This window comes from Amycolatopsis sp. NPDC102389 (assembly GCF_044765885.1).
Taxonomy (GTDB): domain Bacteria; phylum Actinomycetota; class Actinomycetes; order Mycobacteriales; family Pseudonocardiaceae; genus Amycolatopsis.
In genome coordinates this window covers 1-25,009 of sequence record NZ_JBIWKX010000063.1, presented here as the reverse complement: position 1 = coordinate 25,009, position 25,009 = coordinate 1, and the positions used below count along the sequence as shown (strand labels likewise).

Annotated in this window: 23 protein-coding genes; 14 read left to right on the top strand and 9 right to left on the bottom strand. The window is 68.6% G+C overall.

Translation table 11 applies throughout. The features are described from left to right. Window positions 1-96 precede the first annotated feature (96 nt). Window positions 97-792 carry an ABC transporter ATP-binding protein gene (locus tag ACIRGA_RS34435; protein ID WP_400949369.1) on the bottom strand — a complete coding sequence of 232 codons (696 nt, stop codon included), beginning with the start codon at window positions 790-792 and terminating at the stop codon, window positions 97-99. Continuing rightward, a complete protein-coding gene (locus ACIRGA_RS34430) occupies window positions 789-1,871 on the bottom strand; it encodes an ABC transporter permease (protein ID WP_400949367.1) in 1,083 nt (360 codons plus the stop codon). Before ACIRGA_RS34430 ends, ACIRGA_RS34435 begins: the two co-directional genes overlap by 4 nt. 171 nt (window positions 1,872-2,042) lie before the next feature. On the opposite strand from ACIRGA_RS34430, the gene ACIRGA_RS34425 reads away from it, so the two are divergent. Together ACIRGA_RS34425 and ACIRGA_RS34420 are read left to right on the top strand one after the other, a co-directional pair. Then, the gene (locus tag ACIRGA_RS34425; RefSeq protein ID WP_400949364.1) at window positions 2,043-3,218 is read left to right on the top strand and encodes a sensor histidine kinase; all 1,176 of its coding nucleotides are present in this window, start codon (window positions 2,043-2,045) and stop codon (window positions 3,216-3,218) included. Then, window positions 3,215-3,850, top strand: coding sequence for a response regulator (locus tag ACIRGA_RS34420; RefSeq protein WP_400949361.1), 636 nt, complete (start codon window positions 3,215-3,217; stop codon window positions 3,848-3,850). Before ACIRGA_RS34425 ends, ACIRGA_RS34420 begins: the two co-directional genes overlap by 4 nt. A gap of 694 nt (window positions 3,851-4,544) precedes the next feature. Here ACIRGA_RS34420 and ACIRGA_RS34415 read toward each other — a convergent pair. Beyond that, window positions 4,545-5,903 carry an MFS transporter gene (locus ACIRGA_RS34415; protein WP_400949358.1) on the bottom strand — a complete coding sequence of 453 codons (1,359 nt, stop codon included), beginning with the start codon at window positions 5,901-5,903 and terminating at the stop codon, window positions 4,545-4,547. A 196-nt stretch (window positions 5,904-6,099) separates the two neighbouring features. On the opposite strand from ACIRGA_RS34415, the gene ACIRGA_RS34410 reads away from it, so the two are divergent. From ACIRGA_RS34410 to ACIRGA_RS34400, 3 genes are all read left to right on the top strand, one after another. Further along, window positions 6,100-6,666 (top strand): dihydrofolate reductase family protein, encoded by a 567-nt coding sequence (locus tag ACIRGA_RS34410; RefSeq protein ID WP_400949355.1) that lies wholly within the window; start codon window positions 6,100-6,102, stop codon window positions 6,664-6,666. 85 nt (window positions 6,667-6,751) lie between these two features. Next, the gene (locus ACIRGA_RS34405; RefSeq protein WP_400949353.1) at window positions 6,752-10,003 is read left to right on the top strand and encodes a hypothetical protein; all 3,252 of its coding nucleotides are present in this window, start codon (window positions 6,752-6,754) and stop codon (window positions 10,001-10,003) included. 6 nt (window positions 10,004-10,009) lie between these two features. Further along, the gene (locus tag ACIRGA_RS34400) at window positions 10,010-11,674 is read left to right on the top strand and encodes a phospholipase D-like domain-containing protein (RefSeq protein WP_400949350.1); all 1,665 of its coding nucleotides are present in this window, start codon (window positions 10,010-10,012) and stop codon (window positions 11,672-11,674) included. A 112-nt stretch (window positions 11,675-11,786) separates the two neighbouring features. On the opposite strand, the gene ACIRGA_RS34395 is transcribed toward ACIRGA_RS34400, so the two are convergent. Further along, window positions 11,787-12,386, bottom strand: coding sequence for a TetR/AcrR family transcriptional regulator (locus ACIRGA_RS34395; protein WP_400949348.1), 600 nt, complete (start codon window positions 12,384-12,386; stop codon window positions 11,787-11,789). Window positions 12,387-12,470: 84 nt separating this feature from the next. On the opposite strand from ACIRGA_RS34395, the gene ACIRGA_RS34390 reads away from it, so the two are divergent. Continuing rightward, window positions 12,471-13,562: an FAD-dependent oxidoreductase gene (locus ACIRGA_RS34390; RefSeq protein WP_400949345.1), complete on the top strand. Its 1,092-nt coding sequence runs from the start codon at window positions 12,471-12,473 to the stop codon at window positions 13,560-13,562. Between the two features lie 25 nt (window positions 13,563-13,587). On the opposite strand, the gene ACIRGA_RS34385 is transcribed toward ACIRGA_RS34390, so the two are convergent. Continuing rightward, on the bottom strand, window positions 13,588-14,031 hold the full coding sequence (locus ACIRGA_RS34385; RefSeq protein ID WP_400949343.1) for a hypothetical protein: 444 nt from the start codon (window positions 14,029-14,031) through the stop codon (window positions 13,588-13,590). Window positions 14,032-14,091: 60 nt separating this feature from the next. Further along, window positions 14,092-14,475, bottom strand: a complete 384-nt coding sequence (locus ACIRGA_RS34380) for an ArsR/SmtB family transcription factor (RefSeq protein WP_400949340.1) — start codon at window positions 14,473-14,475, stop codon at window positions 14,092-14,094. A gap of 133 nt (window positions 14,476-14,608) precedes the next feature. Between ACIRGA_RS34380 and ACIRGA_RS34375 the strand changes: the two genes are divergently transcribed. After that, entirely contained in the window at window positions 14,609-15,013 is a 405-nt protein-coding gene (locus ACIRGA_RS34375) for an arsenate reductase ArsC (RefSeq protein ID WP_400949337.1), read from the top strand. A 28-nt stretch (window positions 15,014-15,041) separates the two neighbouring features. Then, window positions 15,042-16,121: an ACR3 family arsenite efflux transporter gene (gene arsB / locus ACIRGA_RS34370; protein WP_400949335.1), complete on the top strand. Its 1,080-nt coding sequence runs from the start codon at window positions 15,042-15,044 to the stop codon at window positions 16,119-16,121. Between the two features lie 30 nt (window positions 16,122-16,151). Here arsB and ACIRGA_RS34365 read toward each other — a convergent pair whose 3' ends face one another. After that, a complete protein-coding gene (locus ACIRGA_RS34365) occupies window positions 16,152-17,492 on the bottom strand; it encodes an FAD-dependent oxidoreductase (protein ID WP_400949333.1) in 1,341 nt (446 codons plus the stop codon). A 102-nt stretch (window positions 17,493-17,594) separates the two neighbouring features. Between ACIRGA_RS34365 and ACIRGA_RS34360 the strand changes: the two genes are divergently transcribed. The 3 genes from ACIRGA_RS34360 to ACIRGA_RS34350 all read left to right on the top strand — a co-directional run bounded on the left by ACIRGA_RS34360 (window position 17,595) and on the right by ACIRGA_RS34350 (window position 20,124). Then, on the top strand, window positions 17,595-18,398 hold the full coding sequence (locus tag ACIRGA_RS34360; protein ID WP_400949330.1) for a helix-turn-helix domain-containing GNAT family N-acetyltransferase: 804 nt from the start codon (window positions 17,595-17,597) through the stop codon (window positions 18,396-18,398). 371 nt (window positions 18,399-18,769) lie between these two features. After that, window positions 18,770-19,117 (top strand): PadR family transcriptional regulator, encoded by a 348-nt coding sequence (locus ACIRGA_RS34355; protein ID WP_400949327.1) that lies wholly within the window; start codon window positions 18,770-18,772, stop codon window positions 19,115-19,117. Next, the gene (locus ACIRGA_RS34350) at window positions 19,114-20,124 is read left to right on the top strand and encodes a hypothetical protein (RefSeq protein ID WP_400949325.1); all 1,011 of its coding nucleotides are present in this window, start codon (window positions 19,114-19,116) and stop codon (window positions 20,122-20,124) included. Before ACIRGA_RS34355 ends, ACIRGA_RS34350 begins: the two co-directional genes overlap by 4 nt. A 21-nt stretch (window positions 20,125-20,145) precedes the next feature. Here the strand turns inward: ACIRGA_RS34350 and ACIRGA_RS34345 are convergent, their stop codons facing one another. After that, window positions 20,146-21,672 (bottom strand): carboxylesterase/lipase family protein, encoded by a 1,527-nt coding sequence (locus ACIRGA_RS34345; RefSeq protein ID WP_400949323.1) that lies wholly within the window; start codon window positions 21,670-21,672, stop codon window positions 20,146-20,148. A 119-nt stretch (window positions 21,673-21,791) separates the two neighbouring features. Between ACIRGA_RS34345 and ACIRGA_RS34340 the strand changes: the two genes are divergently transcribed. Further along, on the top strand, window positions 21,792-22,691 hold the full coding sequence (locus tag ACIRGA_RS34340; RefSeq protein ID WP_400949320.1) for a pYEATS domain-containing protein: 900 nt from the start codon (window positions 21,792-21,794) through the stop codon (window positions 22,689-22,691). A gap of 4 nt (window positions 22,692-22,695) precedes the next feature. Here the strand turns inward: ACIRGA_RS34340 and ACIRGA_RS34335 are convergent, their stop codons facing one another. Beyond that, on the bottom strand, window positions 22,696-23,076 hold the full coding sequence (locus ACIRGA_RS34335) for a hypothetical protein (RefSeq protein ID WP_400949318.1): 381 nt from the start codon (window positions 23,074-23,076) through the stop codon (window positions 22,696-22,698). 220 nt (window positions 23,077-23,296) lie between these two features. On the opposite strand from ACIRGA_RS34335, the gene ACIRGA_RS34330 reads away from it, so the two are divergent. Together ACIRGA_RS34330 and ACIRGA_RS34325 are read left to right on the top strand one after the other, a co-directional pair. Beyond that, the gene (locus ACIRGA_RS34330; RefSeq protein ID WP_400949316.1) at window positions 23,297-24,595 is read left to right on the top strand and encodes a phytase; all 1,299 of its coding nucleotides are present in this window, start codon (window positions 23,297-23,299) and stop codon (window positions 24,593-24,595) included. 4 nt (window positions 24,596-24,599) lie between these two features. Then, window positions 24,600-24,725 carry a hypothetical protein gene (locus ACIRGA_RS34325; RefSeq protein ID WP_400949313.1) on the top strand — a complete coding sequence of 42 codons (126 nt, stop codon included), beginning with the start codon at window positions 24,600-24,602 and terminating at the stop codon, window positions 24,723-24,725. Window positions 24,726-25,009: the final 284 nt, after the last annotated feature.

Genomic DNA, 25,009 nt, shown 5'->3' with positions numbered 1-25,009 from the left:
CTGGGCTACCTAATTCCACGTTCCCGCTCTATTTTCTTTAGGGCCCCTTACCTTGCTTAAGCCGAATGTATGGGGGCCTTCATGCACTTCGGTTCGCTAACTGGACTGAAGACGTGCCGCTTCCGGACTGCTCAACCGTCCATCATGGACTTCGACGATCCGGTCCACCGCGGTGAGATGGGCGCGGTCGTGGGTGACCAGGACGGTGGCGGTGGCCCGCTGACGGGTCAGCCGCGTGATCAGGTCGATGACCGCGGCGCCGCGGTCATGGTCGAGAGCGCTCGTCGGTTCGTCGATCAGCAGCACGGTGGGCTCGTTCATCAAGGCGCGGGCGATGTTCACCCGTTGCCGTTGACCACCGGAGAGCTGATGCGGGCGACGTCCTGCCTGCGGCCCGAGCCCGACGGCGTCGAGCAGGTCCATGGCCACGTCACGTGCTCCGGCCGGGGACCTGCCGTCGATCCGGGCCATGACCTGGAGTTGTTCGGCGGCGGTGAGGGCAGGCAGCAGATTGGGCTGCTGGAAGACGATCCCGATCTTGCGGCGGCGCAGCCCGGCGAGTTCGCCGCGGGTCAGCCCGGTGGTCTCGGTGCCGTCGATGGTGACGGTCCCGTGGTCCGGAGCGATGAGGGTGGCGGCGACGGCGAGCAGGCTGGACTTGCCGGAGCCGGAGGGCCCGGCGACCGCGGTGATCGTTCCCGGCGGAACATCCAGCGTGACGTCGTCGAGTGCGGTGAGGCGGGAGTCGCCGTCGGGATAGGTGAGGGTGACGCCGGTCAGGTTCAGGCTCATCGGGCACTCCCCAGCGCGGTCAGCGGGTCGACGGAAGTGATGCGGCGGACGGAAAGCGCGGCCCCGAGAGCGCCGAGCAGGATCATCACGGCGGCCGGGACCAGCACGGTGGCCGGAGTCAGCAGGAAGGGCACGGCGGATCCGGCGACGACCGCGCCGAGGCCGACGGCCAGCCCGGTTCCGACGGCGGTGCCGCCGACGAGAAGGACGACAGCCTGGCCGAGCGCGTCCTTCAGCAGGAACGGCGTGCTCGCCCCCAGCGCCTTGAGGACGGCGATGTCGCCGCTGCGCTGGATGGTCCAGACGGTGAAGAAGGCGCCGATCACGAGGGCGGAGATGGCGAACAGGAAACCGCGCATCAGTTGCAGGGAACCGTTTTCCGACGTGTAGGAGCCGATCGCGGACAGCGAGTCGCTCTTGGAGAGCGTCTTCGTGCCGGCGGCGAGGTCGGTGGTCGCGAGATCGGCGCCGGCCGTGGTGGTCAGCGCGAGCACCGTCGCGCTCGGCTCGCCGCCCGCGGGCGGCACGGTCTTCGCCCAGACTTCGAGACCGGCCCACACCACCGGGGTGTGGCTGAACCAGGCGTCCCCCGTCACGGCGGAGACCGTCAGCGGTCGCCCGGCGACGGCGACGGTGTCCCCGGGGCGGACGTCCAGATCGTCGGCGGCGGGCGTCGACAGCACCACCGAGTCGCCGGTGATCTTTCCACTGTCCGGGGCGAGCGGCGAACCGGACCGGACGCCGAAGACGGAGATCCCGGCGCTGCGGTTCCCCGCGGTGGCCTTGGTGGTGGAGATGCCGAGCGGTTCGGCACCGGTGACGCCCGGGGTTTCGGCCCACTGCCGCCGCTGCGTCTCGGTGATCGCGGAATTGGCGTAGGACAGGCTCTGTCCGTCACCAGGCGCGGCGAAGACGATCTTGTCGGCGGGCAGGCCGGTGATCGCGGAGGTGTTCTGCTCACCCAGCCCCGCGGTGAGCCCGGACAACAGGCCGACCAGCAGGGTGATCAGCACGACCACGGCCCCCATCAGGGCGAACCGCCCTTTGGCGAATCTCAGATCTCTCCAGGCGACGAACACGGTTTCGGTCTGTCCTCTCGGGCGGGTGGGCTGGTTACCTCTCCACGATCGCCGCCGTCGGCCTCGACGACATCTGGCCTGAGATGGCACTTCGAGCGCCGGAAGACGGCACGCCGCCTCTACCTTTGGATAGAGGCGCCCGCCGGTCCCGCTCCGTAATCTGGACGCATTGTGACCACCGCTCCCGCTTTGACCCCGACCAGCAGGGTGCTGACCTGGTGTCTGCACCTGCTGCTCATCGCCCTGCTCGCACTCGCGGCCGTCCGTGCGATGGCGGACGGCTCGTCCGACGCGGGGGCGGTCGTCGCGGCGGCGTTGACGTGCGCGCTCGTGTACGCGGCCGGCCCGCTCCTACCGCGAGTCAGGACGTCTCGGCAGGCCGCCCTGTGGTGGCTCATCGCGGTGGGCCTCGTGTGGCTGGTCCTCCTGGTGCTGACCGCCGACGGCGTCTGGGTCGCCTTCCCGCTGTACTTCCTGCAGTTGCATCTGCTGCCGCGCCGCCAAGGCCTGCTCGCGGTGATCGCGACCGCGCTGGCGGCGATCATCGCGTTCGCCGCCCACCAGGGTTCCTTCGTCCCGGCGGCGGCGATCGGCCCGGCGTTGGGCGCGGCCGTCGCGGTCGCCGTCGTCTGGGGTTACCAGGCGCTGTACCGCGAAAGCGAACGGCGCCGGAACCTGATCGAGGAGCTCACCGCCACCCGCGCCGATCTCGCCGAAGCCCAGCACGCGGCGGGAGTGCTCGCCGAGCGGGAACGGCTGGCCCACGAGATCCACGACACCCTCGCCCAAGGACTCTCGAGCATCCAACTCTTGTTGCGTGCCGCGGAAAGGACGCTGCCCGACACCGCGGGGAACGCCGCCCGCTACGTCGAACAGGCCCGGCAAGCGGCCGCCGACAACCTGGCCGAGGCTCGCCGCTTCGTCGTCGCCCTGTCACCGCCCGCGCTCGACGACACCACGCTCGTCGACGCGCTGGAACGGCTGTGCGCCACCACGAGCGCCCGGCACCGGATCGCCGCGCGTTTCCGGCTCACCGGTAGTCCCGCTCCCCTGCCGACCGCGTACGAGGTCGCCCTGCTGCGCATCGGCCAGGCGGCCCTCGCGAACACCGTCCGCCACTCCGGCGCGTCCACCGCCGACGTCACCTTGTGCTACCTCGACGAGCACGTCACCCTCGACGTCGTCGACGACGGCGTCGGCTTCGACCCGGAACACAGCGGCTTCGGCCTGACCGCGATGCGCACCCGAGCCGAAGCCCTGGATGGCACCCTCGCCGTCGAGTCCTCCCCCGGCCACGGCACGGAGTTGTCCGTGCGGCTGCCCGTCGAATCCAAGGAACGTCCGTGACCGCACCCCCGATCCGGCTCCTGCTGGCCGACGATCATCCGATCGTCCGGGCGGGCCTCCGCGCCCTGCTGGAAACCGAACCCGGTCTCGTCGTCTCGGCCGAAGCCGCCACCGCGGAGGAAGCGGTGGCCCGCGCGGCCGAAGGCGACATCGACGTCGTGCTGATGGATCTGCGCTTCGGCCCCGGCATGACCGGCGCCGAAGCCACCGCGGTGATCACGGCGCGGCCGGACGCTCCGCGCGTCCTGATCGTCACCACCTACGACACCGACGCCGACACGCTGCCCGCCATCGAAGCGGGCGCCACCGGCTATCTCCTCAAGGACGCCCCTCCTGAGGAACTGGCGGCAGCCGTGCGCACCGCCGCCGCCGGACGCACCACGCTCGCCCCGACCGTCGCCGACCGGCTCATGAACCGGATGCGGATGCCCACCACCGCACTGACGCTGCGCGAGATCGAAGTCCTGATGCTGGTCGCCGACGGCCTGTCCAACCGGGCCATCGCGGAGCGGCTCCACTTGACCGAAGGCACCGTGAAATCCCACCTGGCCCGCAGCTACACCAAACTCGGCGTCGACTCACGCACGGCCGCCGTCGCCACCGCGACCGACCTGGGCCTCATCCGACGTTGACCGCCCTCCCTAGGCCTCGGTCGTCATGCACGCGCCAGAGGCAGGGTCCCGGAAAAGTCGCATAGCTGCTGGTCGGAGCCACTGGCATCTGGGGACGAGGAAACGTGACGTGGGCCCTCTTCGCTGACATCTAAGCGTCGCTGAATGTCCACAAGGGACACTTTCCGACCATGCGATGTCCGATTTATATCTATATGTACGCCCTCTGGCCGGGGTCGTGAGTGGCGTTGAGGGTTCTATTGAGCCAAAAGTCAAACGTGTCGTGGTGAGATCGCGAGCAAGGAGGCCTTCGGCGCGAGGCACGGGCGCCGACGGCGCACTGCCGCACCTTGAGTGTCCACATGGGACTGTTGCTGGCGACCGAATGCCCGTTTGATGCTCGCATGACCGGTTTTCCGTGGGGTCGTGAGTGGCAAGTGGGGTTAGAACCCCACTTGCCACTCACGACCTCCGCGCGAAGATGCGCAAAGTCCCCAAATCGGACACTGGCAGCCCGAAAAGTGTCCTCCGTGGACATTCATCGCGCGATCGGCCCTCGTCGGTCAGTGCGGACCCGGGCCACAAAGGGCGCGCGGCACGCCATATTTGACTTACCCCTCAATAGAACCCCACTTGCCACTCACGACCTCACGTGAAAACCGTACATATACGCATCAAGCGGACCTCGGGCCGCCTGCTTGTGTCCTTTGTGGACTTACGGGACAGCGCCTCGGGCGTCGGCGTTCAGGTCCGCTCCACGCGTTTCGGTGCTGAGGAGCAGCGCCACCAGCGTGACGGCGATCGTGCCCACGAGGTACAGCACGACCGCGGTGGGGCCCTGTTTTTCGGCCAGCCACACGGCGATGAGGGGCGCCGGCGCGCCGGCGATGATCGAAGATCCCTGGAACACCAGGGAAGCCCCGGCGAAACGGCGGCGCGTCGGGAACAGCTCGGCGATCCAAGCGGCTTCGGGTCCGGCGAGGAGTCCGTGCAGGGCCGCACCGACGCCGACGCCGAGATAGAGCAGAGGCAGATTGTCGGCCTGGACGACCGCGAAGAAGACCGGCGCCCAGACGGCGAGGCCGAGCGCGGGGACCAGCATCGCGGTGCGCCGTCCGACGCGGTCGGACCAATGGCCGCCCGCCAGCATGCCCGCGAATTGCAGCAGCGATCCGACGGCGACGGCGAGGAGCACGTCGGATTTGTCGTAGCCGAAGGTCTTCGTGGCATAAGCGACCACAAAGACGGTGTAGACGTAGAAGGCGACGTTTTCGCCCAGCCGCACCCCGAGGCCGCGCAGGACGGGACCGGGATGGGCGAGCGTTTCGAGGATGCTCGACCGCTCCCGGACGGCGTCCGCCGAGGCCGTGGCCCGTGCCTGTGCTTCCTGGAACACCGGGGATTCGTCGATACGCCGCCGGATCCAGAAACCGATGACCAGGAGTGGGACCGCGAACAGGAACCCGACCCGCCAACCCCACTGGTCGAAGGCGCCGCCGGGGAGGACCAACGCGATCCCGCCGACCACGGCCGTGGCCAGCACCGTGCCCAGCGGCGCTCCCGCCTGCGGCCACGCCGACCAGAAACCTCGCCGTTTCGGGCTCCCGTATTCGCTGACCATCAGCACCGCCGCGCCGAACTCGCCGCCGAGGGCGAACCCCTGGATCAGCCTGAGCACGACGAGCGAGATCGTCGCACCGATCCCGACCTGCGAATAGGTGGGGAGCAGCCCGATCGCCGAGGTCGACAACCCGAGCAGCAGGAAAGTGGTCACCAGCATGGGTTTGCGCCCGAGGCGATCGCCGAGATGCCCGAAGACGATGCCGCCGATCGGGCGGGCGACGAAGCCGAGCCCCTGCGTCGCCAGCGCGAGCAGCAGCTGGGCGAACCCGTCGCCGCCCGGGAAGAACAGCGGGCCGAGCACGGTGGCGGCCAGGATGCCGTAGAGCGCGAAGTCGTACCACTCGAGCACGGCGCCCGCGGTACTGCCCGCCAGCACCCGCCGGAACGCCGACCGGCTGACATCGCGAGACCTCGGATCGGCCGTTTCGGGCGAGGCGGGCACGTTCGTCACTGTTGCTCCTCGTCGTCGGCCGGTTCAGGCGAGGTGTCCGATAGTCGGACAGTTCGAGACGTTATTCGAACACGTAGGAAGATAGACCGCGCCGGCCGGATCGCGCAATCACCGATGTCGAGGCGGCCGGATCGGCTCCGACTCTCCCGTGAAAGCGCCCGGACAGCGGCGCTACGGAGGCGAAGGAGGCCTTGCGATGAGCAAGGTGGTGCTGGACGTGTCGATGTCGCTGGACGGTTTCACCGCCGGGCCGAACGTGCGAGCCGAGGAGCCGATGGGGGACGGCGGTGAACGGCTGCACGAGTGGATGGCCGGCGAGGGGCCGGACGCCCGTGCCTTCGAGGAGGTGAACGCGATCGTCGGGGCCACCGTCATCGGGCGGCGCACCTTCGAACTCGGCCTGCGGCCGTGGGGCGGGACGCCGTGGCCCGGCGTACCGAGCTTCGTGGTCACTCATCGGACCAGGGAAGACTTCCGCGGCGACAACGGCGGGACGTTCGCCTTCGACGGCCTGGAGGCAGCGGTCCGGCGCGCCAAGGACGCGGCAGGGGACAAGGACGTCCTGGTGATGGGCGCGGACATCGCCGGGCAGCTGCTCGACGCGGGCCTGCTCGACGAGGTCCACCTCCACCTCGCCCCCGTGGTGCTGGGACAGGGGACCGGCCTGTTCGCCGGGCACCTCGGCGACCTGATCCCGGAGGGCGAACCCGCCACGGGGGTCGCCACTCATCTGCGCTTCCGCGTGGGGAAGAGTGCCCTTTAGTCCAACCCCGCGCACATTCCGGCCCGGCGTTCACGGCGTGACGATCGAAATCTCTTTCACGCACAGGAACGAGGAGCGAACCGCCGTGGCGTTGACTGTGACCTTCACCGGGACGACTCCGCTGAACCCGGCCGAGCCGGACTCGTACTACCGGCTCTGGACCTACACCCTGCAGGCGACGCCGCCCACCGGCATCGACACCGGGCAGCGGATCGCTCTCGCGCTGCCTACGGACATCGATCTGCAGGACCCCCGGCACTATCCGGACGTTCAAGCGCTCAACGGCGCCTTTCTCGAACGGGAGGCGGGCGGCAGCCGTCAGTACGCGGGCAAGGTGATCAACTCCCTGAGCAGCACTCAGACGATCTCGTTCGTCGCTCCGGCGGCCAAGATCGACCGGGAGCTGTTCCTGGTCGGCGCGAGCGGCGCCGGCCGCCCGTGGACCGTGCTTCCGTTCGCCGTCACACCGGGCGGGCCGAGCGCGCCGGTGCAGACCTTGCCGGGGCCGTCCGGGCAGCGGAGGGTGACGACCGGCAGGCCGCTCAAGGAGTTCGCCGGCACTCTGCCTTACGCGAGCGAGTCATTCGGCCTGATCCAGCCGTTGCTCGGGTGGCGTTCCCAGCGCACCGTCGCGCGGTTCGTCCAAGGGCTCAAACGGGCCGATGACGCCTTGCTCGCGACCGTTTCGCAGGCCATCGCGCCGCAGGCGGTGTACGTGCCAGGCGGGATCGGTCTCGAAGACGCCGCCGCGCCCGCCGACTCGCTCATCCTGAAGACCGGTGGGACTCCCGCGGACCGGTTGTACAGCCCGCTGATCATCTCGGTACTGGCCGATCTGATCCAGGCGCAGGTCAAGGGGAAGAACCTCCGCGACCCCGCGACCTGGTCGCCGATGCTGAAGCGCGAGAACCTGGACACCCTGCTCGGCTCCCAGGTCGCCACCGAGGTGTTCCGCCGAGCCGGAGCCGTGGAAAGCGACCCGGAGAAACGCAAGGCGCTCGTCCAGAAGATGGGGGCGAAGGAGTCGATGGTCGCGGGGCTCCTGAACTATCTCGCCGAGCAAGGTCTCGTGCCGACGCTCGCCGACCTGTTCTCCCCGCCGGAGCAGGGTGTGCTGGACACGAGCCAGTTCCGCGGGCTGCAGCGATTGCTCGATCCGCTGGAGACGCTCAGCCGGGGCGAGGCGGTCAACCGTGTCAGCCTCTCGCCGATCGGGATCGTGCACCTCTTCCGCCAGTTCTTCTTCGAATTCGACACCTTTCTCGGCCCGCCCGTGCAGCACGTCTGGCTCAGCCCCGGGGGCTCGGTCGAGCTGGTCGAGGCGCATACCCGGCGCACCCTGGTCGAGCGCACCGTCGAGGAAAGCCAGGAGATCACCCAGCGCCGGGAGAGCGAGAACAAGCTCGAGGACGAGGTGTCCACGGCGGTCAAGGAGGAGAACGAGCACAGTACGAAACTGGGGTTCTCGGTGTCCTCGAACCAGCGCTGGGTGTGGGGCGACGCGAACGAGACCGCCACGATGGACATGAACGACACCCAGAAGCAGGCCCGCGAGCAGACGCACAAGCAGATGCGTCAGCAGAGCGAGCGGCTGAGCACCGAGATCAAGCGCAGTTTCAAGACCACCTTCCGCACGGTCACCGAAACGACCGACACCTCCAGCCGCCGGTACGTGCTGGCGAACACCACGGACAAACTGATCAACTACGAGCTGCGCCGCAAGATGCGCCGGGTCGGTGTCCAGGTGCAGGACCTCGGTACCCAGCTGTGCTGGCAGTCGTTCGTCGACGACCCGGGCGCGGCGCTCGGGCTGGCCAAACTGGTCCACCTGGCGGCGCCGCCGGACGCGAGCGCGGTGGCCCCCGCGAACGAGCTCCCACCGCCGGAGGAATACACCGAGGACGTCAAGGTCATGTTCGGCTACCCGTTCAACGGATACGTCCGCCCGGTCGGCGGCTCCGGGCTGGGCTTCTGGATCGTCGACGTCGAGCTGGCGCCGCGGGACGGCTACGAACCGATCAGGGTCGGCGATCCGAAGTGGACCAAAGAGGTCGCGGCCGTGAAGTTCAAGCTCAACCGGGCGAAAGCGGATGCCCCGGAAGGGATCCCGGAACCGAGGAAGCCCGCCTTGTCGGTCTACCTGTACGAGTCGCACGGCGAACGGAACGAATTGTTCGCGTTCACCGTGCCGGTGACGTACCGGCCGACGGAGGAGAAGCGCAAGCAGGTCACCGACCAGAACAAACTGCTGGCGGGCAAGCGGGATCTCGAGCTGGACCAGAAGCAGCGCGAGGCGTATCTCAAGGCCGCGCACGACCGGGTGGGGGCGGCCAGCAAGGTCCAGATCCGGGACTACGACGTTCTCCGCGAGGAAGAACGCGTCGTCGTCTACCGCAGGCTGCTCGAACAGCTGATGCAGGTCGACGGCAAGCAGCCGACCCAGCCGGTGATGCAGCACAAACTCGCCGAGCTGATCGGCTCGCTGTTCGATGTGGACGCGATGCTCTATTTCGTCGCGCCGGAATGGTGGCGTCCTCGCCTGCACGAGGCGCATCCGACGTTCGCTCCCGAGCTCGATCGGCTGGGTGACCCGAAACTCGAGTCACCGGACGGGAAGCCGGTACGCGACCCGGCCATGCGGATGGCGGTCGAACGCGTCATCCGCGACAGCCCCACCGGGCTGGACGAGCACACCGTCGGCTGGTCGAACGCCGAAGACGCGCAACGCCCGGACAACTACTTCATCACCGGCGATTCGGCTCCCGCGCGGATGGGCAGCTCGCTCGGCTGGGTCCTCCAGCTCGACGGCGATCACCAGCGGAACGCCTTCCTGAACGCGCCCTGGGTCAAGGCGGTCGTCCCGATCCGGCCCGGCCGGGAACTGGCCGCGCTGAACTGGCTCGCCGATCCCAGCATCGAGAACGCCGCGGGGCTGGACGACCTCTACCAGCCCGCCGCGGCGGGGGAGAGCGACAAGATCCTCACGCGGTTGAAGGGCCATCCCTGGACGGATCCCGCACTGACCGCCCGGTATCGCGATCTCACTGCGGCCGAGCTGACCATCCGCGACGCCCTGCGCTACGTCGCCATCACCGTCCTGGCGAAGCATTCCGAGGGCAGGGAGGTGGTCACCGAGCAGCTCGAACCCGGTGTCACGCTGAACTACCTGCGCCCGGACATGGTGCACGAGAAGGGTTTCGACCCATTGGACAAGGGTTTCAAGGCGCAGAGCGAACGTGGTTACGAGGTTTTCGACCAGTGGATCGAAGTCGTGCCGACCGACCAGGTCGCCGTCGCCGAGGTCCATTACGACCCGAAGACCGGCCAGCAGGTCTGACGCGCGATGGACGCTCCCCGTATCGACCCGCCCGCGCGACCGCGGATCGTGCCGCCCGCCAAACCCGTGCCGCCGGCCAAGCCTTCGGCGCCGGCGGCACGGCCCACCCTCGATTGCGCGCGGGACGCGGCCGAGCTGGCCAAGCTCCCGCGGCCGGAGCCCGGCCCCCAGCGAGGGCAACCGAGGGCGGGCAGCCACTTCCCGCCTTCGGCCGGGCAGGTGGTGGGCTACGTCCACGGACGTTGTTGTTTCGACGACATCGCCGCGGCCATCAAGACCGCGACCTCCGCGGACCATCGGATCTATGTCACGGGATGGTGGCTCGCGACGGACACGTGGCTGCTGGACCGGCCGCTACCACCGGACAAGTCCGCCTATCTGCTCAGTGACCTGCTGGCCGCCTCGCCGGCCCAGATCCGCACCATGACGTGGAAACCTCCCTTCGTCAAGCCGCCCATTCCCGACAACAAGCCGTGGGTGGACTTCGTCAACGGCCTGCCCCGCGGCGCCGCGATCGCGGACGCCAAGCTGCCCGGTCCACAAAGGACGGACGGCACGTCGCTGTGCATGGGCGTGCATCACCAGAAGATCGTCGTCGTGGTGGGGGAATCGGGGACGATCGCCTTCCTGGGAGGCATGGACCTCAACAACACCCGCCTGAGCAACCAGGGTGTCGAACCGTTGCACGACGTCCACGTCCGGCTGACCGGGCCGGTCGCGGCGCAGGTTCTGCGGACGGTCCGCGAGCGCTGGACCGACCATCCCGACGCGGCCGGGCTCGAGGTGGCCAAATTCCACGCCGACCCGAAGGACCCGTTCCGGACCGCTTTCCCCGCCACGCCACCGGTGGCGACCGGTGTCCCCACCTGCACACTGCCGCGCGGCGCGAAGGTGCCGGACCGGCTGGTCCTGATCGGCCGGACCTACGCGGAGATGCGCAAGTTCAGCCGTCAGGACGCCTACTCCTTCGCGACGGCGGGCGAACACTCGGCGTTGGACATGGTCCTCGACGGCATCCGCAAGGCGCGGCACACCATCTACCTCGAAGACCAGTACCTGAGCAGTCGCATCATCCGGGAAGAACTGGTGAAGAAGGTCCAGGAAGACGGCTTCCAGCACCTGCTGATCCTGCTCTGCAACTCCGACGCCATCCCCAACGAGGAGTTCCCGCAGCTGCGCATCTACCGCAACGAATACCGCCGGGATCTGCTCGCCGCCGACCCGAGCCGCTCCCGGTGGAGCATGTACGCGCTCAAACTCTGCCCGGACCCCGCACGCCGCCCCTTCTCGGGTGAGTACGTCCACTCGAAGACGTGGATCTTCGACGACACCTACACGATCACCGGCTCGGCCAACTGCACCGACCGCAGTTTCACCTTCGACACCGAGATCGTGGCGGGCATCGGCGAACGGGGGTTCGTGCGGGAGGGGCCCGACCAGTTCTCGATGGCGCTGCGCGTGAATCTGTGGCACAAACACCTTGGAGTGCCGCACAATCTCGTGCGCGACTGGCGCACCGGACTTCGCCGGTGGAAGTCGCCGCCACCGTCGGCCATGGTCTACGACGCTTCGCAGCTGGAAAACGATCCCGACACGAACACACCGTTCGGCACCGATCCCGACGGGGTGGAACGCTCACGCCGGATCTTCGACACCGATGGCCTGAAGTGACGGGCTCGTAGCCGTCCGGCCGTCCGCGATCATGTCGCGAAAGCCACTTTCGAGACGTCACACGTCGCGAAAGTGGCTTTCGCGACACGGGCCATGTCGGCGGCGGGCCGGGTCACAGCGAGCGCCGCCACGGCGCGAGCGCCACTTCGGTGGCGGTCCTCATGGCGGTTCGCAGTGCGGCGGGGTCGGTTCCGTCGGTGTCGTCGAGCAGGGCCTGGAGCGCGCCCGTGACCGCGCCGACGAACGCTCCGGTCAGTGCCGCCGCGCCGACCGGGTCGAGCCGGTCGGGGAAGGCGGCCGCCAGATGTTTCGCGATCTCACGTTGCGCGCCGAGCTGCTCCTGGAGCGCGCGGCCGCGGACGGCGGGCACGGTCTGGATCATCCGGAGCCGGAGCGCCGCCAGGGGACTGACCAGCTCGTCACTGGTGGCGGTGACCTCGCCCAGCGCTCGCAGCAGCACCTCGGCCGGGCCTTCGGCCGGTCCGCGAGTGGCGATGGCGTCGATCGCGGCCCGCACGCGCTCGCCGGCGTCCGGGAACAGCAGCTCTTCCTTGCTGGCGAAATAGCTGAAGAACGTCCGCGCGCCGATCTCCGCGGCCGCCGTGATGTCGGCGATCGTCGTCTCGTCGTAACCCTTGCGCTCGAAGAGTTCCGTCGCCGCGTCGATCAATGCCTGGCGCGTGCGTGCTCGCTTTCGATCACGGAGGGACATGCAGGGCAGCATACGCATGACGGCAGTGAGTGCAAACTTGCAGTCATTGCCGAAATGCACTCACTGCTGATAGCTTGGCTCGGTATGGAGGACGTGCTGATCTGCGGTGCCGGTGTCGCCGGCTCGACCCTCGCCTATTGGCTGGCGCGTAACGGCTTCGAGGTGACCGTCGTCGAGCGGGCCCAGGGGATGCGCTCCAGCGGCAACCCCGTCGACGTTCGCGGGCCGGCGATGCCGGTCGTCGAAGCGATGGGTGTCGTGAACCGCTTGCGGGACGTCGTCACCAGAACGAAAAGAGTCCGTCTGCTCGGCGGTGACGGTCGCCGGATCGCCACCGTCGGCCTGCCCGCGGCCAAAGGTGACGAGCTCGAGATCCCTCGATCCGATCTCGTCACCGTGCTGTACGAGGCGGCTCGCGGTGAGGCCGGGTTCTTGTTCGACGACACCATCGTCGGCCTGCGGCCGGACGAACACGGCGTCGACGTCACCTTCGACCGGGCGCCACCACGCCGCTTCGGCTTCGTGATCGGCGCGGACGGCCTGCACTCCGCCGTCCGGCGGCTCGGCTTCGGGCCCGAGCGTTCTTTCGTGCGGCCCACCGGGATCCACGTCGCCACGACCTCGTTCGGAGAGCCCGCCGACCATCCCGAAGACGTACTCCTCTACAACACGCCGGGCAGGCTGGTCGCCCTTCACCCGTCGCGGGACGAGGGTGGGGTCGCCTTCATCTTCCGTGCCCGGATCGACGGTGTGGATTACCGTGACATGGCTCAGCACAAGCGAATCGTCGCGACGGCATACCGGGGGATGGGCTGGCGGGTGCCCGCACTGCTCGAGCGCCTCCAGGATGCCGACGACGTCTTCTTCGACGCGGTCAGCGTGGTCGATCTCCCGTCATGGTCCCGCGGCCGGATCGCCTTGGTCGGCGACGCGGCCTCCTGTGTTTCCCTTCTCGGCGAAGGCTCCAGCCTCGCGATCGCCGGTGCGCACACCCTCGCCACCGCGCTCGCGGCGGCACCGGCCACCGGTTTCCGCCGGTACGAGGCCGAGCATCGCGCTCGGGTCATGCCCAAACAGCGCACCGTCAAGCTCACCGCGGCCCTGCTCGTGCCGAAGACCAAGGCGGGCTTGACGACCCGGAATCTCGTGGCCCGAGCGTGGCCTTGGAGTGTGTGAACCCGCGGTCCTGACGAGTGGGCCGCTAGCTCCGCTCGAAGACGAGGTCGAAATCCTTGCGCCAGGTGGATCCCTGATCCTCGGACGCCTCCCAGCGCCCGATGATCCGATCCGGCCCGACCTCGGCGACGAACCGTTGGAACATGTCGGGGTCTTCCCTGTTCAGGCTCCACCGCGACCCGTCGAAGGTCATGCTGAAGACCCGGCACACGCCTCGTTCATCGTGGTACAGAGCCGTGTAGGCGTCGCGGGTGTCGCTGCGGCCGAGCACCAAGACCATCTCGCTCGCGGCTTGCCCGTCGTCGTCGCCCATCGTCCAGCGAAAGACCACGAACGACTCTCCGAGCCACTCGACCGTCGCCGAACCCGGCACCTCCTGGTCGGCCGGTTCCAGGAACCAGGCGTCGCTCAGCGTCGTCCGCCACGATCCGACCAGGACGTCCAACCGCCGCATGGCTTCGTTGCGCATCGCCGCCTCCTCGCGTGGCCCAGGGATCCGCCAGCGTAGTACCGGTTCGCCTTTCCTTCGTCAGAGCGGCGCGGTCCGGTCGGCCAGCGGACCGCCGGTGCGCAGAAGTGTCTCCAGCGATCGAAGCGGCTCGGGAAGGATGCTGTACCAGCTCCAGGTGCCGCGTCGAGTCCGGTCGAGGATTCCCGCCGTGACCAGAACCCGGAGATGATGGCTCAGCGTCGGCTGCGGCATGTCGAACTCTTCGGCGAGATCGCAGAAGCAGGCCTCGCCGCCGGGCGAATACCGGACCAGCGACAGCAGCCGGATCCGGATCGGATCCGCGAGGGCCTTGAACAACTTCGCCGCTCGCTCGGCCTCGTTCAGGTCGACGGCCGCCGCGGGCTCGGCCATCAGCAGCGTGATGGGCATCGGCTTCCGGCCGCGCCCGTTCTCCGTCGCCACGTGCCCTCCTCGGTCCGAGTGACCTTCGACGGCGATCGTACCCGCTGGATTGACAAACATCGATGCAAGCCTTTGAATTTGGATTCATAGACTTCGATCCAGCGACCGCCGTCGCGCCGAGAGGACTCCGCCGATGACCCGCACACCCGAGGTGTTGTTCGTCTGTGTGCACAACGCCGGTCGTTCGCAGATGGCCGCGGCGTTGTTGCGGCACTACTCGCTCGGCCGTGTCGCCGTCCGGTCCGCGGGTTCGGAGCCCGCCGACATGGTGAACCCGGCCGCGGCCGCGGCGCTCGCGGAGTGGGGATTGGACATCACCGCCGAGGTGCCGAGCAAGCTGTCCACAGTGGACGTGGAGGCGTCCGACGTGGTGATCACCATGGGCTGCGGTGACACCTGTCCAGTGTTCCCCGGCAAGCGGTACCTGGACTGGCCGCTGGAAGACCCGGCCGGGCAGGGGGTGGACGCCGTCCGTCCGATCCGGGACGAGATCGACCGTCGCGTCCGCGGCCTGGTCGCCGAAATCCTCGACGCCTGAACGACTTCCCGGAGCCAGGAGACCCAGCGTGACGCAGACCCGCACCTCGGCCGACGCCGACGTCCTGCATGAACTGTCCTTTCTGGACCGATTCCTCCCCGTCTGGATCATCGTCGCGATGGGCGCGGGGCTGCTGCTGGGCAGCGTCGTCCCCGGCCTGCAGGGCGTGCTGGACGCGGTGAAGATCGGACAGGTCTCGCTGCCGATCGCGCTCGGGCTGTTGCTGATGATGTACCCGGTGCTGGCGAAGGTCCGCTACGACCGGCTCGGCGCGGTGACCAAGGACCGGCGCACGATGGTGCTTTCCTTGGTGCTCAACTGGATTCTCGGCCCGGCGCTGATGTTCGCGCTCGCTTGGCTGATGCTGCCGGACCTTCCCGAATACCGGACCGGGCTGATCATCGTCGGTCTCGCCCGGTGCATCGCGATGGTGATCATCTGGAACGACCTCGCCCGCGGTGATCGCGAGGCCGCGGCGGTGCTGGTCGCGCTGAACTCGGTGTTCCAGGTGATCATGTTCGGCGTGCTCGGCTGGTTCTACCTCGACCTGCTGCCCGGATGGCTCGGTCTCGACACCGCGAGCATCGACTTCTCACCGTGGGAGATCGCGTTCAGCGTCGTCATCTTCCTCGGGATCCCGCTCGCCGCCGGTTATCTGTCCCGCCGCGTCGGGGAGCGGAGCAAGGGCCGTGACTGGTACGAGGGCACGTTCCTGCCGAAGATCGGCCCGGTCGCGCTCTACGGCCTGCTGTTCACCATCATGATCCTGTTCGCTTTGCAAGGCGACAACATCACCTCCCGGCCGCTCGACGTCGCCCGGATCGCCTTGCCGCTGCTGGCGTATTTCGCGGTCATGTGGATCGGCGGCTACCTGCTCGGCAAGGCGTCCGGGCTGTCGTACGAGCGCACCACGACGCTGGCGTTCACGGCCGCGGGCAACAACTTCGAACTCGCGATCGCCGTCGCCATCGGCGTTTTCGGCGTGACCTCGGGCCAGGCGCTCGCCGGGGTGGTCGGCCCGCTGATCGAGGTCCCGGTACTGGTGGCCCTGGTGTACGTGAGTCTCCGGCTGCGGAAGAGCTGGACCGCGAAAACGCCGTCGGAGTGACCGGGGCCCGCGACCGGCACCGACTTCGGGTCAGCGCGCCGCGGCCGAGGGTGCGGACAGCGTCAGGACCTCTGGCTCCGGCGTAGCGCAGCACCCGACGGCCGCCGCGTCGTCCGGCTCGTCGAACAGCCCCGCGCCACCGCATACGCCGGTCTCGGCCATGCGCAGCTCGACTCGTGCCGCCGCTTCGTGGTCGCCGGCCAGTTCGGCGGCGATACTGCGGACCTGCTCGTAGCCGGTCATGGCGAGGAACGTCGGTGCCCGGCCGTAGCTCTTCATCCCGGCGAGGTAGAAGTCCTTCTCCGGATGGGCGAGTTCCTTCGTGCCGTGCGGATAGACGGTTCCGCAGGAATGCACGTTCGGATCGATCAGCGGCGCGAGCGCGACCGGCGCCTGCAAGGTCGGGTCCAGCTCCAGCCGGAGCTCCGACAACCAGGCCAGGTCGGGCCGGAATCCGGACAGCGTCACCACTTCGTCGACCTGCTCGATCCGTTGCCCGGCGGAGGAGACCAACTTGAGCCGCCCCGCGTCGTCGCGTTCGACCGCCTCCGTGCGGAACCCGGTCACCACGGTGATCAGCCCGGACTGCACCGCCGCCTGCGCCCGGAGGCCGAGCGCACCCCGCGCCGGGAGCTGGTCGGCGTCGCCACCGCCGAAGGTGTTCCCGACCGAACCGCGGCGCAGCACCCAGCTGATCCGCGTATCCGGCGCCTCATTCGCGAGGCCGGACAAGGCGACGAGCGCGGTCAGCGCCGAGTGTCCGCTTCCCGCGACCACCACGTGCCCGCCCGCGTACCGCGCCCGCACCGCCGGGTCGCCCAGATCCGGGACCCGGTAGCAGATCCGGTCTGCTGCGGCCCGCTCGCCGATGGCGGAAAGTCCTTCTCCGCCAAGGGGATTCGGCGTCGACCAGGTCCCGGACGCGTCGATCACGGCCCGCGCCGCGACGCGCTCCTCCGAACCGTCCACGGCGCGGACGTGCACGGTGAACGGCTCCTCGTCGCGGCCGCTGTCCACGACGCGGTCGCGGCCTCGCCGCGCGACACCGACCACCTCGGCATCGAACCGCACCCGCTCGGCGAGCGCGGACGCCAGGGGCCGCAGGTACCGCTCGGCCCAGTCCGAACCGGTCGGATACGTGTCGCCGTCGGGTCGCGCCCAGGCGGTGTCCGCCAGCAGCCGTCCGGCCGCCGGGGCGACGAGCTCGGACCACGGCGAGAACAGCCTCACGTGATTCCACTCGGCCACCCCCGCGCCCGCCCGTGGGCCGCGTTCCAGCACCAGCGGCTCGAAACCCCGCTCCGCCAACTCGGCGGCCGCCGCCAACCCCACCGGGCCCGCGCCGATCACCACGACAGGCAGCTCGTTCATCCCCAGCACCTTTCATCGATCCAGCTCGATTGAAGCGATGCGGGGACTGTATCGACCGGGATCGATTGACGCAACCATCGATTCTGGTCGATACTGTGCGGCATGACCATGGTTGCGCCCGTTCCCCACGGTGGACTCCTGCCCGAGCAGGAAGCCGCGACCTACGCCGGCTGGTTCGCCTGCCTGGCCGAGCCCATGCGGGTCAAGCTTCTGCACGCGGTCGCGACCTCGCCTCGCGGCCTGACCGTCGGCGCGCTCACGGAGATCCTCGGAACCAGCCAGTCGACGTGCTCCCATCATGTGCGCAAGCTGGCCGAGGTCGGCTTCCTGCACCTGCGCAAAGAGGGCACGGCCACGGTCGTGACGATCAACCAGGCCTGCTGCAGTGGACTACCGCACGCGGCCGACGCCGTGATGGGGCTGCTCGCCCCGCGTCCGTGCTGTCCGGAGAACCTGCCGGAAGACGTCGTCGTCCGTGCGCTCGGCGACGACGATGGGGAATCGGTCCGCCGCATCCAAAGCGAAGGAATCGCCACGTTCGAAACGAACTGGCTGACCGGCCACCGGTGGGTCGCGGAAGTCGATGGCGAGGTTGTCGGCTGGGCGGGCGCCGTTCCGGTTTCGGAGCGCGAGTGCTACCGGGGAGTCGCCGAGACGTCGGTCCATGTCGCGGAAGGCCATCGCGGCCGTGGCGTCGGTAAGGCCTTGATGTACAAGCTGGTCACCGAAGCCGACGCGGCCGGGATCTGGACCTTGCAGACCTCGATCTTCACCGACGACCGCGCCTCCATCGCGTTGCACCAGAGCGCCGGCTACCGCACCGTCGGCATCCGCGAACGCATCGCCCGACGCGACGGCGTCTGGCAGGACGCCGTTTTCCTGGAACGCCGCAGCCCGGTCGTTTAGGCGGTTTCCTGTGAGCCTGCGCCTGCTTCGAGTGTCCACAAAGGACGCTTGCTGGCGGTCTGAGTTCCGTTCGATGGTCATCTGTACGATTTTCGAGTGGCGTCGTGAGTGGTATGGACGGTTCTGATCCGAAACGCCACTCACGAGAGGTGCCCCGGCAGGCCGCCGCCGCTGGGGCTGGTGGTGTTGCTGGGGCCGCGGTGCCGATCACGTAGTCCGTGAAGGCCTCCTTTCCTACCTTGAGGGTAGGGAAGGAGGCCTTCACGGGACCGGGCTTGGCATCGGCCGCGGTCGGCCGCGACCCCTCCCGTGCCACTCGAACCGGGCTACCGCGGCTGGCACAATATATCGCTTCACGATATATTGTGCCCATGGCTGGTCGAACGATGACGGAACAGGCGTTCTTCGTCCTCACCGCGCTGGTGGACACACCGCGTCATGGGTACGGCATCGTCGGCGAGGTGAGCGTCCTTTCGGACGGCCGCGTGCGGTTGAAGGTGGGCACGCTGTACGGCGTGCTGGATCGGCTGGTCGCGGACGGCTTGGTCGAGCCGGATCGCGAGGAGGTCGCCAACGGGCGGCTCCGCCGGTACTACCGGCTGACCGAGGACGGGCGCACGGCGCTCGCGGCCGAGGTCCAACGGCAGGCCTCGAACGCCCGTGCCGCCTCGGAACGGCTGCGCGCATGGCGGCCGGCGGATGCCGGGGGCCTGGCGTGAACCGCCTGGAGGACCGATACCGGCGCGTGCTGCGGCTGCTTCCCCGCTCCTATCGGCAGGCGTGGGAGGAGGACATGGTCGCCACCTTCCTGCTCAGCGAGCAGCCGGAAGACGCCGAAGACGCGGAGTTCGCCGCCGATTACGGCCGGCCGAGCCTGCCGGAAGTGGCGAGCGTCGTCGCCCTGGCGGTGCGGCTCCGGCTGGGAGGCGACGGCGCGCCGCCCCGCTACCTCGCCTGGGGTGAGACGGTACGGCGGTTGGCGCTGGTGGGGTTGCTCGTGCAGGCGGTGGCGGCGCTGGCCGGTATCGGGGCGTGGCTGTGGTCTCCCTGGTTGACGAACCTGGTCGCCGCTGATCAGGCGGTCGACGTGGGGGCGCTGCTCGGCTTGGTCTGGGTGGCGGCCTATCTGTCCCTGGTGACCGGCCGGTGGCGTGCGGCGCGGTTGCTCGCGGCGCTGGCGCTCGCCCAAGCCGTGGTCTTCTTCGGCGTGGATCTCGTGACTGTCGAGGGCGCGTACGGGCTGTCCCGGACCACCGGACTCCTGCTGGACGCGGTGCCGGTGCTGGCATTGGCCGCGTTCCACCGGCAGGCCCCGCCGGTGAAAGCGCGGCCGTGGCTCATCGCGCTGCCCGCCGGCGTCGCCCTCCTGACGGTCTCGCTGCTGCTCACCTATGTCACTGTTCCGGCACTCGTGGACTGGCCGGGCGTGGTCTGTGTCGCGGTTTTCGCCGCCGCCGTCACGTACTTGAGCGTGCCTCGCCTGGGCTGGCGGAAGGCCACCGTGTCCTGGTCGACGGCGCTGGCCCTGCTCGCGCTCGCCGCCCTCGGGCAGCGCGTCGTCACGCTGCTGGACTACCTCCGGTTCGCCGCTCGCACCGCGGAACTGGACATCATGATCGCGATCGCCGTCGGACAGGCCACGGCGGTACTGGCGATAGCGGCACCGCTCACCGTGCTCGCCGTCAAGGCGGCGCGCACCCTGCCGACCGTCCGCACGAGCGCGTGACCACCCTTTCCGGCGCAGGCGTCACCGATGGTCGATGAGTGGCAGCGCGGCGAAGGTGTGGTCGTGCCAGATCAGCCGGGAGGTTTCTTCCGGATACGTGGTGACGGCCGGTCGGGCGTCGAAGAGCTGTGTGAGCCGTCGTCCGGTGTCGTACGGGGGCCAGCCGGGGTCACCGTGGGTGGCGAACGCCGTCCAGGCCGCGCGCATCCAGGCGGACAACGCCGTCGCCTCGGCTGAGGGGCTCTCGCCGATCAACATGGCGGGCAGTCCGCTGTCGAGGTTGCCGAACACGAGCGGCACGTCGAGGCCATGGCAGGCACCGAAAGCACCGCCCATCCCCGGCGCGGGCCAGGTCAGCTCGTAGAGGTGGGCGCGGCCGCCCGCCGTGGCCTGCGCCTGGGCGAGCCGGACCGTCGGCATCCGGAACAGCCAGTCGGAGTTGACCAGTTCGTACAGCTCATCCGGCCCGGCTTCCGGGAAACCGTCGCGGTACCGTCGTGCTCCGTCCGGGCCGGGAGCGAAGACCTCCAACGCGGTCGCCGCCTGCTCAGGTGTCACGTGGCCGAGTGTGCCGTCGAGTGCGGTGAACAGCCGCTGCTCGTCGCGGGTGTGGCCGACGAGCAGCTCGATGTCCTGGCCTGCTCCCTCGGCCAAGGCCTGCCACGGGGTGCTGGGCAGGACATGCCCGTCGACGACGGGCGCGAACGGGATCGTCCGGTGCGCGGCCTGGCCCCAGGCCGGTATCCAGTTGCCGATCTTGGCGGTGACGGCGTCGCCGGCGGTGGCCAGCGAGGCCGGGTCCACTGTGGACAGATCGGCCACGGTGGGACGCAGCCCGAGCCCGGCGGCACAGGCCGCGGCGATGTCGGCGGCGAGCGCCGTCGTGAAGAACGTTCCCGGCACGCTCTGCGCGATGGCCCGGTGGAAGAGCCCGGCCGCGCGCGGCATCGCCGGCAGTGCGGCGACCGATCCACCGCCCGCAGACTGGCCGAAGACCGTCACGCGCCGAGGATCGCCGCCGAAGGCCCGGATGTTGTCGCGCACCCACTCCAACGCGGCGACCTGGTCGAGCAGGCCGCGGTTGGCGGGCGCACCGTCGATCTGGGCGAAGCCCTCGATGCCCACCCGGTAGTTGAACGTCACCACCACGACGCCACCGTCCTGAGCGAGCCGCCGGCCATCGTATTCGGGGAGGCCGGAAGTGCCGATCGCGTAGGCGCCGCCCTGGATCCACACCATGACCGGAAGTCCCGCGTCCGGGCCGGGATCGGGTGTCCAGACGTTGATCGTCAGCCAGTCGTCACCCGGCGCGTCCCGCGACAGCGCCTCCATGCCGAACGCACCGGCCTGCGGGGGTGGCGGGCCGTACGAGACGGCCTCCCGAACCCCGTCCCAGTGTCGTGCCGACCGCGGTGCGGCGAACCGCAGCGCGCCGACCGGCGGCGAGGCGAACGGGATGCCGCGGAAGACCGCGGTGCCCTGCTCCGTGTTGCCGCGTAATTTTCCGGCAGGCGAGCGGATTTCGGGCCGGGACGCGTCGACGGTCATCACGGCTTCCTTTCTCGGTGCGGTGCCGCGCATCATCCTCGTCGCGGCAGGCCTCGAGCCAGCTATTTAGAAGTAAGTCAAACGTGGCGTCGGTCCGTTTGAGACAAAAGACTCTATCGGTGCCCTTTCACCGCAGGCAGTCTGGAAAACAGACGACGAGAGGCGCCGACGTCATGTCCGATGTCACCGTGAGTCCAGGATTTGCTCCACTCAGCTGGATCGAACGGCTCGTCGCCGGAACCGTCGGGCTCGCTCTGCTCGGCGTCGCGCTCTTGATCGCCGTCTCGCCGCCTCAAAAGCAGGTCGCCCTCGGACAATGCGCGAGAGCCGACGTCGGGTGCGTCGTGACGGTGGACAACGATCTCGCGCCGTTCGCCGGAATCCTTGCCGGAGTCGGCGCGGTCGCGTCTCTCATCGCGCTCCTGGGTGTCCGCTTCACCCGGCTGAAGATCGCCGGAGCCGAACTCGGCTATGAGGAGAACACCGCCGGCCTGCCACAGGCGCCACCCGCCGGAGACGAAGTCGACGTACCCGCCGACGAGCCCGTGGAGCAGGAACACGAGGAAGCCGATCCCGTCGAGATCGAGGTGCAGGAGGGGCTGGGCGGGCGTGCGCCATCCGTGCCGATCTCCGTCACCCGGCTGGCCAGTCCGATCGCCGAAGTCGACTCCTCGTTCCTCCGTGCCTACCAGTCGGCACGGAAGGCGGGACAGCGTTCCCACTTCTTGACGCATATCCTCGGCCCTGCCAAACAGCCGGGGCAGAAATACTCTGTCGCCATCCGGGTGACCGGGCATAAAGTGTCCGCGTTCGAAGTGAAGTCGGCGTCGTTCTACCTCGGGCGGTCCTGGGGCGACAGGGTATTCGAAGGTAAACGGGGAAGCGATGGCAGATTCGGCATCGTGACCGAAGCCTATGGTCCGTTTCTCGTCCTGTGCGAGATCGAATTCGTCGACGGCAGCAGGATCCTTCTGGATCACTATTGCGACTTCGACATGGGCAGCCTGCTGCCGGCGTGAGCGCTCAGGCGTCCTGGACGTCCTTCCACTTGGTGCAGTAGCCGTCCTCCTTGTGGCATACCTTGATCTGGACGTGGGTGCCTTCGGGGAGAGAGAAGTTGGTGTGGCCGCAAGGGTCGGGGTAGCCGTTGTTGTCGGTCGCCTTCGCCACCACCTTTCCGTTCGCCTTCGCGTACGCCACGATCGTGTCGCCGTCCAACGCCCAGTCACAGGCGTAGAGGTGCTCGCCGTGCGGTTTGAAGATGGCCTGCCCGTCCCGGTTGTTCGTCCACACCTCGTTGAGCGTCTCGTAGGGCGCCGTGGCGGACGCGGTCGCCGGGGCGAGCAGGGCCGATCCGAGTGCCGCGACGGCGACCGCTCCCCGAAGCAGAATCTTGCCGGTCATGAAGTCCTCCTCGATATTCGATTCCGTGCTCATCCGTTGAGCACAGTCGGAGAATGACTTCCGCCGTTCGGTGGGACAACACGTTTGCGCTGACGCGAAAACCTCCTCGCCTGCCGTGTTCATGTCCTGGCTACCCGCCGGTGCCGTTACTTGCCGGTAACTCGTCACACGGTCACTCCATAGTGGGTCGTCCGAATCGTTCCAGGGAAGGAAATCTTCGATGGCTCTACGCTCCAGGGCGCGTGTCGCCGCCGGCGGCCTCGTGCTGGTCACGGTGTTCGCCACGGTGTCACCGCATTCGGCCGTGGCGGCCGATGATCTGCCCGGCGTGAAGCCGACGACCGAAACCCCTGCCGTGTACGACGACGAGGCAGGCGGTAACGCGGACGCCGACGACCCGGCGATCTGGCGGAATCCGGCGGCTCCCGATCGGAGCCTCGTCGTCGCCACGGTCAAGGAGGGCGGCCTGCGGGTCTACGATCTCGACGGCCGCGAAGTGCAGTCGATACCGGCGCCGAAAGCGCCCGGCCCGGACGACGCGCCCGGCCGGTTCAACAACGTCGACCTCGTGCACGGTATGAAGGTCGGATCCGGGGCGAGCGATCTGGCCGTCGCCAGCGACCGCGGCCGTGACCGGCTGCGGATCTACCGTATCGACGGTGGCAAGTCCGGTGCCCCGCTCACCGACGTCACGGATCCTTCGGCGCCGGCGATCTTCTCCTCGTCGCAGGAGGAGGTCAACGACCAGCGGACGGCTTACGGCCTCGCCACGTGGACCGACCCGTCGAGCGGCCGTTCGTACGCAGTGGTCAGTCAGCGGGAACGCACGGCGCTCAGCCTGCTGGAGCTGACCGCGGGTGCCGGAGGAACCGTCTCCTACCGCAAGGTGCGCACCCTCGCGCTGCCGTCCGAGTTCAGGCTGCCGAACGGCAAGTCGTGGACTCCGTGCGCCGAGCCGGGGGAACTGCCGCAGGTCGAGGGCATGGTCGTCGATCCCGCGAACGGCACCCTCTACGCCGGGCAGGAGGATGTCGGTATCTGGCGGGTGGACGCCGACCTCGAAGGCACTCCGAAGCTCATCGAGAAGGTCCGCGAGTACGGCGTTCCCGGAACCTATGACGAGGCGACCGAAGAGTGCGTCTCCGGTCCTGACCCGGGCTACGGTGGCAAGCACCTGAAGGCCGACGTCGAGGGGCTCACCCTGCTCAACCAGAAGGACGGCGACGGCTACCTGCTCGCCTCGAGCCAGGGGGACAACACCTTCGCCGCCTACGACCGTGAAATCGGCGACGACAACGAGTACGAAGGCGGCTTCCGGGTGACCGCCGCGTCCGCGACCCTCGACGGTACCGAGGAAAGCGACGGTGCCGCCGTCCTCAACGAGCCACTGGGAAGCAAGTACCCGAACGGCCTGCTCGTCGTCCAGGACGGCGACGACAAGCCGGGTGAAGAGGGTCGCGACGCCACGAACTTCAAGTTCGTCGACCTCAAGCGCGTACTCGACGCCCTGGACGACTGACACGGTGAGCTCCCTGGACACCGCCCGCGTACTCGCCTTCACGGCCCTGTCGATGATCCCCGCTCTCGCGTTCCTCGTCCTCGCCGAACGGTGCATCGTCGGTGGATTGACCGGATCCGTGAAGGGCTGACCGACGAGGGTCGACCGTGCCATGAGTGTCCACAGGGGACACTTTTTGAACTACAAGTGTCCGGTTTGGTTAGTCTGCACGGTTTCGCGAGGGGGGTCGTGAGTGGCAATCAGGGTTCTATTTTTGAGCCGAAGGTCAAACGTGGCGTGTTCTCGGGCGGGCCGATGGTGGGATGAAGGCTCCCTTCGCCGCGTCTAACCTGGATCCACCGGTGGGTTTTGTTGGTGATCTTGGTGGGGTTTGTTGATCTTGTTGGTGGGCGTGGGCGTGCTGGGGTGTGCTGG

Bases quoted from the DNA above. Each gene is read 5' to 3' on its own strand.
- ACIRGA_RS34435 (WP_400949369.1), bottom strand. From the start codon at position 792: ATGAGCCTGAACCTGACCGGCGTCACCCTCACCTATCCCGACGGCGAC.
- ACIRGA_RS34410 (WP_400949355.1), top strand. From the start codon at position 6,100: ATGAGCAAGGTGGTGCTGGACGTGTCGATGTCGCTGGACGGTTTCACC.
- ACIRGA_RS34400 (WP_400949350.1), top strand. From the start codon at position 10,010: ATGGACGCTCCCCGTATCGACCCGCCCGCGCGACCGCGGATCGTGCCG.
- ACIRGA_RS34395 (WP_400949348.1), bottom strand. From the start codon at position 12,386: ATGTCCCTCCGTGATCGAAAGCGAGCACGCACGCGCCAGGCATTGATC.
- ACIRGA_RS34390 (WP_400949345.1), top strand. From the start codon at position 12,471: ATGGAGGACGTGCTGATCTGCGGTGCCGGTGTCGCCGGCTCGACCCTC.
- ACIRGA_RS34385 (WP_400949343.1), bottom strand. From the start codon at position 14,031: ATGCGCAACGAAGCCATGCGGCGGTTGGACGTCCTGGTCGGATCGTGG.
- ACIRGA_RS34375 (WP_400949337.1), top strand. From the start codon at position 14,609: ATGACCCGCACACCCGAGGTGTTGTTCGTCTGTGTGCACAACGCCGGT.
- ACIRGA_RS34365 (WP_400949333.1), bottom strand. From the start codon at position 17,492: ATGAACGAGCTGCCTGTCGTGGTGATCGGCGCGGGCCCGGTGGGGTTG.
- ACIRGA_RS34360 (WP_400949330.1), top strand. From the start codon at position 17,595: ATGACCATGGTTGCGCCCGTTCCCCACGGTGGACTCCTGCCCGAGCAG.
- ACIRGA_RS34355 (WP_400949327.1), top strand. From the start codon at position 18,770: ATGGCTGGTCGAACGATGACGGAACAGGCGTTCTTCGTCCTCACCGCG.
- ACIRGA_RS34345 (WP_400949323.1), bottom strand. From the start codon at position 21,672: ATGACCGTCGACGCGTCCCGGCCCGAAATCCGCTCGCCTGCCGGAAAA.
- ACIRGA_RS34335 (WP_400949318.1), bottom strand. From the start codon at position 23,076: ATGACCGGCAAGATTCTGCTTCGGGGAGCGGTCGCCGTCGCGGCACTC.
- ACIRGA_RS34330 (WP_400949316.1), top strand. From the start codon at position 23,297: ATGGCTCTACGCTCCAGGGCGCGTGTCGCCGCCGGCGGCCTCGTGCTG.